The organism is Streptomyces sp. SD15, from assembly GCF_054462255.1.
The window spans coordinates 21,177-35,458 of the sequence record NZ_JBTLMO010000069.1; the positions used below are offsets into that span (position 1 = coordinate 21,177).

At 67.2% G+C, this 14,282-nt stretch carries 11 protein-coding genes and 6 pseudogenes; 7 read left to right on the forward strand and 10 right to left on the reverse strand.

Annotation, left to right across the window (positions count from 1 at the left end):
* Positions 1 to 181: 181 nt before the first annotated feature.
* Positions 182 to 622, reverse strand: coding sequence for a VOC family protein (locus ACX28W_RS39105; protein WP_459004897.1), 441 nt, complete (start codon positions 620 to 622; stop codon positions 182 to 184).
* Between the two features lie 315 nt (positions 623 to 937).
* Here ACX28W_RS39105 and ACX28W_RS39110 point away from each other — a divergent pair, with 315 nt between their 5' ends.
* Positions 938 to 1,063: a hypothetical protein gene (locus tag ACX28W_RS39110; RefSeq protein WP_459004898.1), complete on the forward strand. Its 126-nt coding sequence runs from the start codon at positions 938 to 940 to the stop codon at positions 1,061 to 1,063.
* Here the strand turns inward: ACX28W_RS39110 and ACX28W_RS39115 are convergent.
* A pseudogene (locus tag ACX28W_RS39115) lies at positions 1,012 to 1,254 on the reverse strand (hypothetical protein); the annotation flags it as partial. The gene ACX28W_RS39110 and the pseudogene ACX28W_RS39115 sit on opposite strands and share 52 nt — an antisense overlap.
* A 249-nt stretch (positions 1,255 to 1,503) precedes the next feature.
* Positions 1,504 to 2,724, reverse strand: a complete 1,221-nt coding sequence (locus ACX28W_RS39120; protein WP_459004899.1) for a metallophosphoesterase — start codon at positions 2,722 to 2,724, stop codon at positions 1,504 to 1,506.
* A gap of 943 nt (positions 2,725 to 3,667) precedes the next feature.
* Here ACX28W_RS39120 and ACX28W_RS39125 point away from each other — a divergent pair.
* Complete coding sequence (locus ACX28W_RS39125) at positions 3,668 to 4,459, forward strand: IS5 family transposase (RefSeq protein ID WP_459004900.1); 792 nt, start codon at positions 3,668 to 3,670, stop codon at positions 4,457 to 4,459.
* Positions 4,460 to 4,518: 59 nt separating this feature from the next.
* The gene (locus ACX28W_RS39130; RefSeq protein WP_459004901.1) at positions 4,519 to 4,863 is read left to right on the forward strand and encodes a hypothetical protein; all 345 of its coding nucleotides are present in this window, start codon (positions 4,519 to 4,521) and stop codon (positions 4,861 to 4,863) included.
* 10 nt (positions 4,864 to 4,873) lie between these two features.
* Here the strand turns inward: ACX28W_RS39130 and ACX28W_RS39135 are convergent, their stop codons facing one another.
* Positions 4,874 to 5,419 carry a hypothetical protein gene (locus ACX28W_RS39135; protein WP_459004902.1) on the reverse strand — a complete coding sequence of 182 codons (546 nt, stop codon included), beginning with the start codon at positions 5,417 to 5,419 and terminating at the stop codon, positions 4,874 to 4,876.
* Between the two features lie 451 nt (positions 5,420 to 5,870).
* On the opposite strand from ACX28W_RS39135, the pseudogene ACX28W_RS39140 reads away from it, so the two are divergent.
* Positions 5,871 to 6,971 (forward strand): annotated as a pseudogene (locus ACX28W_RS39140) (IS110 family RNA-guided transposase).
* A 327-nt stretch (positions 6,972 to 7,298) separates the two neighbouring features.
* Here the strand turns inward: ACX28W_RS39140 and ACX28W_RS39145 are convergent.
* Positions 7,299 to 8,297 (reverse strand): annotated as a pseudogene (locus tag ACX28W_RS39145) (transposase); the annotation flags it as partial.
* 66 nt (positions 8,298 to 8,363) lie between these two features.
* On the opposite strand from ACX28W_RS39145, the gene ACX28W_RS39150 reads away from it, so the two are divergent.
* Positions 8,364 to 9,580, forward strand: a protein-coding gene (locus ACX28W_RS39150) for an IS3 family transposase (protein WP_459004903.1) whose coding sequence is annotated in 2 segments (ribosomal slippage) — positions 8,364 to 8,613 and positions 8,613 to 9,580 — 1,218 coding nt in all. Because the reading frame shifts where the segments join, the coding sequence is not laid out codon by codon here.
* Between the two features lie 29 nt (positions 9,581 to 9,609).
* Here the strand turns inward: ACX28W_RS39150 and ACX28W_RS39155 are convergent.
* Complete coding sequence (locus ACX28W_RS39155; RefSeq protein WP_459004904.1) at positions 9,610 to 10,842, reverse strand: MFS transporter; 1,233 nt, start codon at positions 10,840 to 10,842, stop codon at positions 9,610 to 9,612.
* Between the two features lie 448 nt (positions 10,843 to 11,290).
* Between ACX28W_RS39155 and ACX28W_RS39160 the strand changes: the two genes are divergently transcribed.
* Entirely contained in the window at positions 11,291 to 11,587 is a 297-nt protein-coding gene (locus ACX28W_RS39160; protein WP_459004905.1) for an IS66 family transposase, read from the forward strand.
* Positions 11,588 to 11,756: 169 nt separating this feature from the next.
* Here the strand turns inward: ACX28W_RS39160 and ACX28W_RS39165 are convergent.
* Both ACX28W_RS39165 and ACX28W_RS39170 read right to left on the reverse strand, forming a co-directional pair.
* Positions 11,757 to 11,918: pseudogene (locus tag ACX28W_RS39165) on the reverse strand (IS1380 family transposase); the annotation flags it as partial.
* Positions 11,919 to 11,940: 22 nt separating this feature from the next.
* A pseudogene (locus ACX28W_RS39170) lies at positions 11,941 to 12,504 on the reverse strand (DUF998 domain-containing protein); the annotation flags it as partial.
* Here ACX28W_RS39170 and ACX28W_RS39175 point away from each other — a divergent pair.
* Positions 12,472 to 12,732, forward strand: a pseudogene (locus ACX28W_RS39175) (IS5/IS1182 family transposase); the annotation flags it as partial. The pseudogenes ACX28W_RS39170 and ACX28W_RS39175 overlap by 33 nt on opposite strands.
* Before the next feature lie 15 nt (positions 12,733 to 12,747).
* On the opposite strand, the gene ACX28W_RS39180 reads toward ACX28W_RS39175, so the two are convergent.
* A complete protein-coding gene (locus tag ACX28W_RS39180; RefSeq protein ID WP_459004906.1) occupies positions 12,748 to 13,062 on the reverse strand; it encodes a hypothetical protein in 315 nt (104 codons plus the stop codon).
* 107 nt (positions 13,063 to 13,169) lie between these two features.
* Positions 13,170 to 13,832 (reverse strand): hypothetical protein, encoded by a 663-nt coding sequence (locus ACX28W_RS39185; protein WP_459004907.1) that lies wholly within the window; start codon positions 13,830 to 13,832, stop codon positions 13,170 to 13,172.
* Positions 13,833 to 14,282: the final 450 nt, after the last annotated feature.

A 14,282-nucleotide genomic window follows, 5' to 3' on the forward strand; every position in this document is an offset into this window, starting at 1 on the left:
CCCGTCGACCTCGACGCCGCCGGGGTCCTCTTTTGAGCTAGATCTGAGGATAGCCCGCAGCACTGACAATCCCTCACGAATTGCTCGCCGGGACCGAGTTGGACGGTTCTCCAGACACTCAGATGTGTCTCACCTACTGGTGCCGTCGTTTCAGGAGCCTGTGCGCGAGGGTGGCCACATCTCAGCGCAGTTGCTCGGCCAGTCCGACGATGATGCCCTCCGGGCCGCGGAGGTAGCAGAGCCGATGGCTGTCCTCGAATCGTGCGATCTCGCCGACGAGTTCGGCGCCGTGAGGGCGCAGGCGGGCAACGGTGTCCTCGATGTCGTCGACGGCGAACATGACGCGGTGCGTGCCCAGAATGTTGTGCGGCCGGTTGCGCGGCCCGGCGCTGATCACCGCGGGGCTGCGGTACTTCGCCAGCTCGAGTCGGCTGTGACCGTCCGGGGTCCGGACCATCGCGATGTCACAGCGGACGCCGTCGAGTCCGGTGCACTGGTCGGCGAAGAGGCCCTCGACCTCCGCCCTGCCCTCCAGCTCCATACCGAGTTCCACGAAGAACGCGATGGCGGCATCCATGTCCTCGACGACGATGCCGACGTTGTCCATCCGCTGAATCGCCATGCTGGTTTCTCCTTCTTCCTCGTGCGGCCGGTGGTGGCCGCTGATGTCCCTGGGACGGAGCCGGTGGCGCGTTCTCGACATCCTCAGACCGCCGAACTCCGAAAAATCTGGATCGCGCCTCAGCACCGCTACAGCAGACCCGCGAGCCAGGCGCCACCACCGAGGGTGAGTGCGGCGCAGGTGGCCGCTCCCATGAAGACGATCAGCCGCAGCGTGCCGTCCCCGCTTTTCAATGCTTCCTCGACGATTCGCAGCGTGCGCGCTTGAGCATTGCGCCTCCCCAATTAATTCACGGTGCCGGGTCACCCTCAGCGGGTGGAGTTCCCCGTGCCGCTCGCCCTCGGGAAGGTCTTCGACACCACCACCGACCTTGACGGAGTCCCCGCCGGCTACCAGGACATGGCCGACCGCAAGTGCCTCAAAGTCCTCATCACGCCCTGACCCCAGGGATCCGCCCCGGAGGCCACGAGCCCGAACCGGGCGCTGTCTCTCGAAGTAGCTGCAGTGAGCTTCTTCGAGGCGGCCCGGCGGACCTCCAGCACGATCTGCACCGGTCGGCCGGCCAGCGCCACGTCCTGGAGCTGCCGGTGGTAGTGGTCGTGGACACGAGCCGAGGGGCATCCGAAGCTCGGACAGCACCCTTCACGGGCCCGGCCCCGGTGCCCAGGTGTCGGCGCACGCGGGGAAGAGCTCTGACCGGGAAGGTTGGCCGCAGTCTGTGTTGTCCAGCGGTTTCAACGGCGGTGCGCGTCGGATGGCGGCGCAAGGTCAGAGATGCGTTCTGGGTTGAAATGGCCGACCGGCGGCGTCCGCGCAAGGGAGGACGAGGCAGGATCTGACTCGGTGAACCGGTCCATGAGGGATTGTCGGCCCACTCCGTGCTATCGCGTGGGAGGCCGCTGCGGGGAGCGGAGTACGAGCAGGGTGATCTCGCTCGGGGCGAAGACGCGGAAGGGCGGGCCCCAGAAGCCGGTGCCGCGGCTGGTGTAGAGGAGGGTGCGGGTGCCGTGGCGGCTGAGGCCGGCGAGGGCGGGCTGGTCGATGCGGACCAGGTGGTGGAAGGGCCAGATCTGGCCGCCGTGGGTGTGGCCCGAGAGTTGGAGGTCGATGCCGCCTGCTGCGGCCCGGTCGATGAACTTGGGCTGGTGGGCCAAGAGCAGGACGGGCAGGTCGGGGTCGGCGCCGTTCAGGGCTCCGGCGAGGTGGGCGCGGTGGCCGGCCAGGCCGGAGGATTCGGCGGTGACGTCATCCACGCCGGCGACCACAAGGGTGTCGCCACCGCGTTCGAGCAGCAGATGACGGTTGCGCAGCGGTTCCCAGCCCAGCTCGTCCATGAGGTCGACCCAGCCCTGGGCCTCGCTGTAGTACTCGTGGTTGCCGGTGACGTAGACCCGGGCCCGGGTGGCCTGCACGGTGCCGAGTGGGGCGGCCTGGGCGCGGCGGCGTTCGGCCGTGCCGTCCGCGATGTCTCCGGTGTGGCAGACCAGGTCGGCCTGCAGAGTGTTGACCGTCTCGCAGACCCGTGCCGACCAGCGGGCGCGGTCGAGCGGGCCGTAGTGGGTGTCGGTGATGAGGACGACGCGCGTGCCGTCCAACCCGGCCCCCAGGCGCGGAAGTTGCACGTCCAGGCGGCGTACCCGTGGTACCCGGCGGGCCTCGGCGTACCCCCAGGTGAGCAGCACGGTGGCTGCGCCGAGGACCGCCCAGGTGACGATCCGGGCCCGGTCCTGGCCGTCGCCGACGCCGGTCACGGTCAGGGCGAGCCGCAGCGGGACGCCGAGCACGACGGACCAGGTGAACAGGACCCAGATGGTGCCCAGCAGGGTGTCTCCGACGATCGCCGCCCAGTCCTGCTGGCGTCGGCCGTGGCCGCGCACCATCGCGAGCGGCATACCGATCAGGCCGAGGGCGAACAGGGCGGTGCCGGCGAGCGTGACAGGGAGCGGCCAGTGCTGGCCGGTGTGCAGCAGCAGCCAGCAGGGCACGGTCCACAGCAGGACGGGGGCGATCAGGGGGAGGTGGCGCATCAGGCGGTGCAGTCGGCTCTGCTGAGTCGCGTGCGCTGCACTGTCGGCGGATCGGGTTTCGCTGGTGTCGGTCACGCTTCCCCTCCTTGAGCAACCAGGCTGCCGTCGCGCGCACTGTATCCGGCCGTCCCGGGCCGGTCGGACGGACGGGGTGGGAAGTGGGGAGCCGTGAGGCAGCCCGCGAGGTCTTCCACCTGGTCAGATGGCTACAGCCAGGACCCCGCTCATAGGGGCTGTCGTGACAGATGAGAGGGTCTGACGGGTGAGCGAGACACCGATGAACACCCTGCAATACCGCTTTGACGGGCCAGAAGACGCACCTGTCCTGATCTTGGGTCCCTCACTGGGTACCACCTGGCACATGTCGTAGGAACCGTCTTTAGGCGTCCACGTGGTCTACATCGATGCTGTTCATGCAGGTGGGGCTTTCATGGTCCAGGTGCGTCGACGGTGTTGGTGACAGCAACGTGACACGTGATGGGTCACTGAGGCCCCCGCCGGGCAGGTGCTGGCAGGGGGCCTCAGCGTTCCTGAGCGGCGAGCGTCCGCTCCTCGATCCTGCTGCGGCGTCTGCGAACGCCTCCTCGAGTGCGCACAACGGGCGGCGCCGCCGCTCGGCGACTCACTCGCCCCGAACGCTAGCTCGTCGGTGCCCTGTCCCGCAGCCTTCGAGAGGCGCCGCACCGGTGGTGAAGCAACCTGAACGAAGATGTCGGACTATGGGTCGCACAACGATCGGCCGGTGTCAGTGGCTGTTGTCGTTCCGATCTTGAGCGGTGTTGGTCGAACGGGGGTCTCGTCCGGGTGATCGCGGCGAGTGCCGGGCATGGAGAACAGGGCCCCTTGGTAGCTGGGTGGGTGTCTACGCCAACAAGCTGTCCAGGGGGCCCTGTTGTCGCATTTGTACGCCCTCGGGTCAGTCGGGTCCAGTTCGGTCACCCCGTCGTGTGACTGCCTCGCGCACCGGTTCGGGAACGCCGCGGACAACGGCACGCGCGAGCGGCGCTATCCCAGTGACATGACGGACGCGGAGTGGGCCGTGGTCCGTCCGCTGCTGCCGGTGCCGGGCTGGCTGCAGGGACGCGGCGGCCAGCCGGAGGCGTACTGCCACCGGGCGATGTTGGACGCGGTGCGCTACCTGGTCGACAACGGAACCAAGTGGCGGGCGATGCCGTCCGATTTCCCGCCGTGGGACCGGGTCTACGCCTTCTTCCGCCGCTGGCGCGACCAGGACCTGGTCACCGAGTTCCACGACCGGCTGCGGGGCAGGGTCCGCGAAAAGGCGGGCCGGGATCCGGAGCCGAGCGCGGGCGTGATCGACTCCCAGTCGGTCAAGGCGGACGCCGTCGTCGGCGCCGACAGCCGCGGTTTCGACGGCGGAAAGCTGATCAACGGCCGCAAGCGCCACGTCGTCGTTGACACCCTCGGCCTGCTGCTCGCGGTGCAGGTCACCCCTGCGGACACCGGCGACCGCGCGGCTGCGCAGACCCTGCTCGCGCGGGTCGTCGCCGCGCACCATCGGTTGGAGCTGGTCTGGGCTGATGGCGGCTACACCGGCAGCCTCATCGAGTACGGTCTCACCGCGCTTGCTCTGGTCATCGCGGTCGTCAAACGCAGTGACGACATGCGCGGCTTCGTGGTCCTGCCCAAGCGGTGGATCGTCGAGCGGTTCTTCGCCCACCTGATGCAAAGTCGCCGCCTGGTGCGCGACTTCGAGCGCCGCACCGCCAGCGCCGAGGCGATGGTCTACTGGTCGATGACCCTGCTCATGACCCGCCGCCTTGCCCGGCCACGCCCCTCACGAGTGTGAACCGGTCCGGCGCCGGGGCTTTTGGCCCAGGCCAGGTGGGCACCTGAGATCATTCGCACATGAGCTACGACCTGGCCGTGTGGGACGGAAAGCTGCCACCCGGCGACGAAGCCGGCGCGGTCTTCGACGAGCTTTACGAGCGCTACCTCGATTCTGACGACGCGATCGCCGAGCTCTCGCCGCGCATCGCGACCTATGTCGAGGCACTCGTCGAGCGGTATCCAGATGATGTCGCCGGCAGCCCCTGGGCGTCACCGCCCGTCATGGGCGAGGCCTCGGGCCCGATCGTCTATCTGCTCATGTCCTACAGCAGAGCGGAGGAAGTCTCCGAGTATGTGGCTGCCCTGGCACGCGAGCACGGGCTCGTCTGCTACGACCCTCAGGGAGAAACCCTGCGGGTCTGACGGTCGCCGTTCACAATGCCCCGCCTTGTCCGGCCACGGCCTGCGAGAGCGAGAACCGACCTGGCACCGGCTCGACCAGCCACCCCCGGGCCACCATCCGCTTCGCCTTCGACCGCAACGCTTCCACCTTTGCCGGCACCACCTCCAGGCCGAAGCAGACGGCCATCTCCTGGCAGGAAAGCGAACCTTGACCAAGTCGGTGGCGGTCGGCAAGGACGCGCAGGATGCGTTGGTAGTCCACCGACAGCGCCGACCGGGCCAGCCCCGCACGCCACATCGGCACCACCGACTTCGACTTCGCCGGTTCCGAAGCCCCGGCGGGCACCGGCTGTTCACCGCCATCCGGCAGGTCCACAGCGACATCAGGACCGGCGACGTCACCCTCGCCTGGGGCCAGTACCTCGCCGACACGCGAGCAGGCGATGACCCACTCGTTCCAATCGCGCTCGGCCACGGACAGCTCGGTCTGGATCCGATCGGCCTCCTCCCGCAGTTCGTCCACACGACGGCGAGCGGCGCACTCGCGCTGTTCCAGCAGTCCCACGACCGACGGCATTCCTGCCACTGGAGCGACGACACAACAGGTCACCATTGCAACGGAACCGCCGCCCCTATGCCTGACCAGCGAAAATGCAGTCCCCAATCTCGGAAAGACAACGGCTTCTCAGATCTGGGATGCCCCAATAGCTGGGATTGAGCATGCTCTGTGTTTCTGGATGGGGTTGCTGTGACGGGCGGGAGGATGGGTGGGTGCTGTCCCGGGTCCGGGCCTGACTCCTGACATCTCTGACCGATGTGTCCCGGTCTCACAGTGTCGGCTGTTGGCCGGGGATGGTGCGTTGTCGGTGCCGGGCCGGTGGGGGTGTGTCCCGATAGGGGCTTGCCGATCGTTGTGGCGTCCTCACGATTCTGACCGCCCGACGTGGCCCGGTACCGGCAACGCGATGCGTCATCGGACCGGAAGGGGAACGGGCATGTCCAGTACGACCATGTCCAGCACATCGGCCATGGCCTCCAGTACGCCGCCTGCTCCGCAGCCCCCTCGTCGTCGCCCTGCGGGGGAGGTGGTGTTGGGAGTGGACACGCACCGGGATGCCCATGTGGCTGCGGTGCTGTCCGTAACGGGGACGATGCTGGCTACCAGCGAGTTTCCGGCCACCGCGGCGGGATACCGCGATCTGCTGAAGTGGGCCAGGAAATGGGGAGCCGTACGGCGGGCCGGGGTGGAGGCCCGGCTCCTACGGGGCGTCCCTGCCCCGCTATCTGCTGGCCCAGGGCGTGGACGTGTTTGACGTGAATCGGATGGACCGGGCGGATCGCCGTCGGCGCGGCAAATCGGATCCGCTCGATGCCCAGAACGCGGCGCGAGCCGTGTTGAGCGGGCGGGTTCGCGCCCGGGCCAAAGCGGGCGATGGGCCGGTGCAGATTGCCAGGATGTACAGAATCACGAAGGCGTCGGCCGTCAAAGCCCGCACCAGGCCATCAACCAGCTCAAGTCCGTCCTCATTACTGCTGACCCCGCCTTGCGGGAAGAACTGGCCCACCTGGGCAATGCCGAACTCTTCCGGACCTGTGCGCGGTTCGCCGACTCGAACAGTCATGACGAGGTCGGTGACGAGGCGGTGCTGCAGGCCACTCGGATCACGCTGGGTCTGCTGGCTTGCCGGATCGGCCAGCTCTCCGAGCAGATCCGGGATGTCGACGCTCGTCTGGCCCGGCTCGTCAAATGTCATGCGCCGCAGCTGCTCGATGTGGTGGGGATCGGTCCGGACACGGCGGTAGCTTTGCTGATCACGGTGGGGGACAACCCGGAACGCCTGGACAGTGAGGCGTCCTTCGCTGCGCTGTGCGGGGTCAGTCCTGTCGAGCGTTCCTCGGGACGCCGGCAGTACCGTCGCCTCAACCGTGGTGGCGACCGTCAGGCCAATGCGGCGCTCCATCGCATCGTGTTCACCCGTCTGCGGGTCGACCCGCGCACTCAGGACTATTACGAGCGCCGGATCAAAGAGGGTAAGACCCGTCGCGAAATCGTCCGTTGCCTCAAGCGCTATGCGGCCCGGGAGGTCTTCCACCTGGTCAGACAGTTACAGTCAGGGCCCCGCTCATAGGGGCTGTGACGCATCACGTGGAGTGCGTCGCCATCCTTGAGCCTGCCGCAAAGGGCTCCTGACCTGCCGTTTTGGGTGGTGTGCGTTATGTGCCCTGTGGGCGTTACGGGCGATATCTTGACGCACGTTTGACGCACGTTCTGATTAGTTGTCAGGTGCGGAAAGGGTACTGCCAATCCGGCTCTGATCGGGCTGGCAGCACCCCTTGTCTATCCCCGCAGTGACAGATCGCGGGCCGGTCCTGCCTCATGTCTGCCAGTCGCGGATAACGCGGAGCCGGATCGCGTGTAGGTCGTACTGGGCGCACCTCCTTAGCTTGTTCTTTATCTACCAGGACCTTCCAGGCTTGCCGATGGCCTTGAGGGTCTCGGGGCGTTTGACGGTCTTGCCGACGTCGTAGCGGGGTGCCCTGTGTTTGTTCTTGGCGCCTGGTGGCCGTCCGGGCCCGGTGCCTGTGGGTTTGGGAACACGGGTCGGGCAGGCGAGGTGAGCGCGGATGTTCCTGAACCCTCGTCGGCCCCGGGCCGGGGTGAGCCGGTCGGCGGCGGTGGGTTTCTCCCACGGCCGGCGGAGGTCTTCGGCGAGCGGCCGGGCGAGTCGGAGCTGGGTGTGGGCAACGATCAGAATCCAGGTCCAGCGGTCCGCGGCCTCGGGAGTGCGGAGTTTCGGTGTGGTCCAGCCCAGGGTCTGCTTCGCGAAGCGGAAGGTGTGCTCCAGGTCGAAGCGGCGGAGAAATGCCCGCCAGCAACGGTCCACATCGTCGGGGGCGGAACCGGTCTGCGAGGACCATAACCACACCGGCGGAGCATCGCGTTCCTTCGACAGGTGCTCGACCTTAAGACGGATCAACGTTCCCTCCACCAAGGGAAGTTCACCCTCGTGGTTGAGCCAGGAGGAGCGGTGAGTGAGCCGGGGGTGGACCCGGTCCCATGCCTGGGTTTCGGCCTTGCCGTAATTGATGGTGTCGGTGGCTGTGGTGATCGCGGGCTCGGGCCAGGTCTCCGGCTTGGCGAAGCGGAATTCCGGGCCGTGCTTGGGCGGCCGGCCGTTGACGCCGTGCGTCCGCGGTGGCTTCGGCAGGCGCATGACGCGGTCGGAGCGGACGCGGCCGACCATCTCGACGGGGAGGTCGCGCAGGACCCAGGCCAGGCGGGTGACGTCGTAGCCGGCATCGCTGACGATCACGATGTCCGGGTCCCCGGCCTGCCACTGGCCCGCGGTGATGAGCCGTTCAACGACTCCTCGGAGCTGGCCGGCGGTGATCGCGGTCGCGTCGTCTGCCGGGCCGAGCCGGACCGCGTCCAGGATCGCGGTCCATGACGTGGCTGAGGCTGATCCTTTGGAGTGGACACCCTGACAATGGATCTTGATGGTCCAGGGAGGGATGTCCAGGTGGGACGCAAGTCTCCGTATCCGGAGGAGTTCAGGAAGGACGCGGTCGCGCTCTATCGTGCCGCGGGCGGCAAGCGCACATACGCGGCGGTGGCGGCGGACCTCGGCATCACCGCCGAGTCGCTGCGGACGTGGGTCCGCAAGGAAAACGAGTCCCAGGCACTGCCCGAGCGCCGCGAGGCCGGCGGGAGTCCGGCTGAGGAACTGGCCCGGTTGCGTGCGCAGAACGCCCGGCTGCGGAAGGCGGAGAAGGAGTGGCAGCTGGAGCGCGAGATCCTGCGCCGGGCAGCCGCCTATTTCGCTCGGGAGGTGAAGTGAGCCCCCGCCGCTGGGACTTCATCTCCGAGAATCGCGCCGCCTTCGGCGTGAAGCGGATCTGCCGGGTGCTGGGCGTCTCCCGCTCCGGCTACTACCAGCACCGGGCCACTGCAGACGCCCGCGCCGAGCGAGCCGTTGAGGAAGAGCGAACGGTGTCGGAGATCCGACAGATCCATGCCGACCACCAGGGCGCCTATGGCGCCCCGCGCATCCATGCCGAACTCCGCTCCCGCGGGAGAAAGATCAACCGCAAGCGCGTGAGCAGACTGATGAGGATCAACCGCATCGTCGGACGGCACCTGCGGCGCAAGAAGCGCACGACCATTCAGGACAAGACGGCCCCGCCTGTGCCGGACCTGGTGATGCGTGACTTCACGGCGGACATGCTCAACACCAAGTGGTGCGGCGACAACATAACGTACGTCGCCGTCGGCTCGACCTGGCTGTATCTCGCCACTGTCATCGACATCTGCTCGCGGCGCGTGATCGGCTGGTCGATCGCGGACCACATGCGCACCTCGCTGGTCACCGACGCGATCGAGATGGCCGTGGCCGCCCGCGGCGGCCTGGTCCACGGCGTCGTCTTTCACACGGACAGGGGCGCGCAATATGGATCGGCCGCCTTCGCCGAGGTCTGCCGTCGGCACGGCATCCGCCGCAGCATGGGCCGCGTCGGCTCAAGTTATGACAACGCCCTCGCCGAATCGTTCTTCCAGGGCCTCAAGCGCGAGTTGCTGCACGGAAGGCGCTGGGCCTCGAAGGCGCAGACACGGCTGGAGCTGTTCAGGTGGCTGTCGTACTACAACCGGCGCCGCCGCCACTCCGCCCTCGGCTACCTCACGCCAGCCGAATACGAACAGCAATTGATCACGTCACGTACGCTGTCACTCGTCGCGTGAAACCCGGTGTCCACCCCTGGGGATCAACCTCAGGTCACCCGTGCCCCTCGGAAGAGCACCGTGAGCCACAGGAGACATGCCAGCAGGGGGACCGCGGCGTAGGTGGCCATGCCCACACTGGAGCCCAGCCCGTCCATGAGCGCGCCGAGGACGAGATAGCCGATGCCGATGAGCGCCGACTCCACGAATGCGATCATCGACAGCAGGCTTGCCCGGTGGCGCGACGGCACGGCCTCGTTGAACACGTTGTCCACGATCACGGCGGTGATCTCGGGAATCCCGACCAGGGCCAGGAACGCGGCGATGGTGACCCAGACAAGGCCGAGGCCGCTCAGGCCGAGTGCCGCGGCGAGCGTCAGGAGGGACACCGGGACTATGACCCGATACCCGATGCGCCGGTCCGCGCGGTCCGACAGCAGCGGAGTGAGCCCGCCAGCGAAGAATCCCGCCGATATGACCACGCTGACCAATGCGGTGCCCGCTCCCTGATCGGAGAGGGTCTTCTGCGCAAAGATGATGTACGGCGTCAAAGTCGCATGCATCAATCCGGACACCACGACAAGCGTCACGAGCGCCGGCGTGGCGACCCGAAGCATCGCCCGCCATGCTGTGGCGTCGCCGTGCTCCTCGGCTCCGTCCTGCTCGTCCACCGCGTCCGCGCCGCGGATCTCGGGCACCCGTGACATCAGCACCACCACGGCTAGGGCGAGGCACGCCGCCGAACCGACGTAGACGACTCCCCAGGAGATCTGCTGCAGTTGGCCGCCGAGGACGATGGCGGCTCCCGAGGTGACCGTCCCGAGCATGGTGAACCGGGACTTGATCTTGACGTAGTTGGCCGTTGCACCACGACGCACGAGCAGGTCGTACAGCAGGGCGGTGTCCGAGCCGGACACACATGCCATGCCCACGCCCTGCCCGATGAACAGCGCCAGGAACACCCAGTAGTTGGAGAACGTCCCCTGGCCGAGCAGACATCCAGCTATCAGCATCTGGCCGATCACGATGCTGGCACGCCTGCCGATTCGGTCGGCGATGACTCCCGTCGGCAACTCCGCAAGTCCGCTGACCAGGTAGAGCAGTGTCTGCAGTAGGGCCACTTGCGCGGCGGAGAAGCCGCGCTGATAAAGGAAGATGACGAATACGCCGCGCTGGAACAGCGAGTTGGAGAGCACGGCGTATACGTAGAACGGGCGCGTGACACTTCGTGCCGCATTGTCGACTGCAGCCGACCCGCTAAGGGCCTCCGTGGTGCCGGTCATGCTGCGGGCTCCCTGGTGACTCCGGTGATCATTAGTGTTGGGCCTCCGCCGACCGGAACCTCCAGTCCATACTTCGCGCAGGATATTGGGCCGGCCATCCGGGAACCGTTGCCAGCGCCGCGGCCATCTTCGGTGGAGATGTCAAATGCTGGGAACAGTAGCGTGCATCTTCTGGAAGCGGTTGCGTACATCTCGGCTACGGAACCGCCGGCGCGCTGTGCAACGCGCATATCCTGCGCGACCTGGACGGCGTCCACCATGGCGACCCCACCGGCCAGCGATGGGCGAAAGCCGCCATCGACGCCCTCACCGCCGCCAACGAGGCCGCGCATGCGGCCGCGAGGCCGGGCGAGACGCACTGACCAGCGAAGAAGTCGCCGCTCTGGAAGCACAGTTCGACCGGGCGGTCCGGGTCGGAGGCTCCGCCAATCCCGACCCGCCACCGACAGTGAAGAAGACCTTCGCCCGGCAACTCCTCGACCGCCTGGTCCGCCGCCGCGAGGACATCCTGCGCTTCCTGCACGACCTGACGGTGCCCTTCACCAACAACCAGGCCGAGCAGGACATCCGCATGGCGAAGGTCCAGATGAAGGTCTCCGGTGGCTGGCGCACCCTCGACGGCGCCAACCGATGGCTGCTGGTGCGCTCCTACCTGTCCACAGCCCGCAAGCACGGCCTCAACGCCATGACCGTCCTGAGCGACCTCTTCGCTGGAAACGTCTGGCTGCCGCCCGCTCACACGTAATCAAGCACCTGAGCAGTCACCCTCGATCCACCGCGTGAACTCCGGTGATCCTTTTCGGCCGGTTTTCCGGTGACTTCTCCGGTCCGAGGCAGCGCGAGTCGCCGGGTGGCCGTCCGGGCGGGGTCTCCGAGATCTTTCGGGTCGTGGGCGGTCAGGTTGAGCGGCTGGTTCAGGTGACCATGCGCTGACCGGTTGCGGTCCACAGGTCGGCGAAGTCGTGTTCCCAGCGCCAGCGTTGGGGCAGGTGGAGAGTGATGCGGCGGGCGCCGGTGGCGATCCGGGCGGGGATGTTGATCAGGTGGCGGCGGATGGTGCCGGTCAGCGCTTTCGCGTGGGAAGACGGACACCACGATCGAGGCCAGATTGCCCCCGAAGATCGCCATCATCGCGCCCAGGATGTGCCAGGCCATCGACCCGTCCGCGGCCGCCTCCGGCGAGCCGTGTAACAGCCCTACCAGCGTGATGCCGGCGCCGTGCACCACCGCCAGCGCCAGATACACCCATCGCAGTCGGCCCGGCACCATGCGGAACAGCAGAACAGCCGCCACTACGAACAACACGCCCTGCACCACGAAGCCGGTGTTCATGACCGCGTGGAGCGGCGAGCAGACGGTCCGGCCGTCGACCTCGCCCCCGCAGGAGGGCACCCCCAGGTCGCTGATGAAGTTGAAGGAGTAGCGATACCACGGAGCCTTCCAGGACGACGCCGCCACCGCTTCGGTGACCACGTACTGATCCGCGGCGACGATCAGCGCGATGGCTGCCGCATTCCGCGCGAGCGGCCGGATCACGAGAGGGTCGACCGGAAGAACTTGAGCAGGGCGGTAGCTGCTTGACCGAATCCTCAGGATCGATGGTTCCGATGGCGCTGACCCGGCCCGTGCCGCGAGTACCTGCGACGCCGGGGCATCCGGCATACGATCCCGGAGAAGTCCGATAGCCAGGCCGCCCGCCTGCGCAAAGGCCCACGCGGCGGACGACCACCCGGTTTCGACGAAGAGCGGTACAAGAAGCGCAACACCGTCGAACGAGCGATCAACAGGCTGAAGCAGTCCCGGGCCGTCGCCACCCGTTATGACAAGCGCGGCTACGTCTTCCTTGGCACCGCCACAGCAGCTGCCCTCGTCATCTGGCTCCGAACATGACCCCTTGGACAGGGTTTACGGTGTGCCGCCGCCCTTCCGGTTACCACCGGCGAGCTGACTCACCATCATGACGATGAGACCGGCAAGGAGAATCGCGGCGCCGATCAGCGTTCCCAACGGCCGGACCTCGGAATCGCTGATCATCAACCCGAAAACCAGCTGCCAGCACAGCGCGAAGGCCACCATCAGCTGACCCCAGCCGTAGATCCGCGGGGCGCGTACATGGCGCCGGTTCATGGGAAGCACCCAGCCGCTGGTAACCGCCGCAACGCCGGAGGTAGCGATGAGCAACGCCAACAGGACAAGAGGCACGGCGAGGTACAGCTTCACGGTTTCTCCCCTGCGTACCGGGCCCACACCCGACGACAGCGTGATCATGACATCCGCTGCAGCGCGCGTCCAGAACTACGCAGGCCCGGTGATCGGCCGGACAAGTCCTAGGTGGCGAGGTCCCAAACCGTCGCTGTGAGCCTCATGGTGTGCCCACCCGGTGCGGCCGACACGACACGCACGAACGCAATACGCCCCTCGGTGGTCTGAACACAGAACTGCGCATCCTGAGGCGGGTCCTGCAGCATGGGGTCGCCGTTGCTCCGCAACACCTCCGCGCACTGCGCCTCGGTTGGATCAGCATCACTTCCCGAAATCGGCGCGATGATCGCCGCGAGCCGGGGGCCGCCATGGAAGTTGGTGGAACCAGCCGTCCCGCTTCCATCAGTGACGGCCGACAAGTCGGCGCCCTTGAGGTCATCCGCAACAAGCGGCTTGCGCGTGTCGAAGTCGATGTCAACCCCGTAGGCGCTGGTCCGGAACTGAATGTCGTGTGGACCGAACATGGCGCGGGACGCCGTGTTCTCCGGGCTGGCCGGATCCGCTGATGCGGCTGGCTTGGCTTGATCATGCGTGGCAGACGGTGCCCCCGCGACGGCAGGTGGCTTCGAGTCGTCAGCAGAGCTGTGCCGGTTGCTGACGAACACCGTGGCTGCGATGCCAACGACGGGCACGACGATGCCTACGACCCACCAGGCCCAGCGCGGCTGCCCCGGCGCAGACGTGCCCGGACCCGCTGCCGACGGATTGCTACCGCTGCTGTTCGTCACAACTTCCCCACCACTTCACTGGCATCCCGGCCGTTCACACTATGACGGACTCCGTAGCCCGGTGATCAGTTCCCAGCTGTGTCACGGAGTCGTCGGTCGCACTAGGGTGGGCTGACCGCGCACAGCGCCGCGAACGACGCCTCGCTGCGCAGACGTTCCGCAGCGAGGCTGGCCGTAACGGCGGGGCGCAAGTGAGATGATCTCTCATGCCGTCAGTGTGCTCGCGACCACTGACAATGCCCGCGGCGGCCCAGTAACGCCCATCTGGACCTGCCCCGGGCGGGCGGCGACCTCCGGCGGGTGCTGGCGGTGCTGAGATTCCCGGAAGGAAACGGCTGGCCCCGGGCGCTCGCCGAAGGCCCGGCCGACGCCAGGACGGCGAAAAACTTGGTGTGCGGGTCCGACGGAACCGGGTAACGTCTTTGTCATGTTCTTCCAGACGCCGATTTA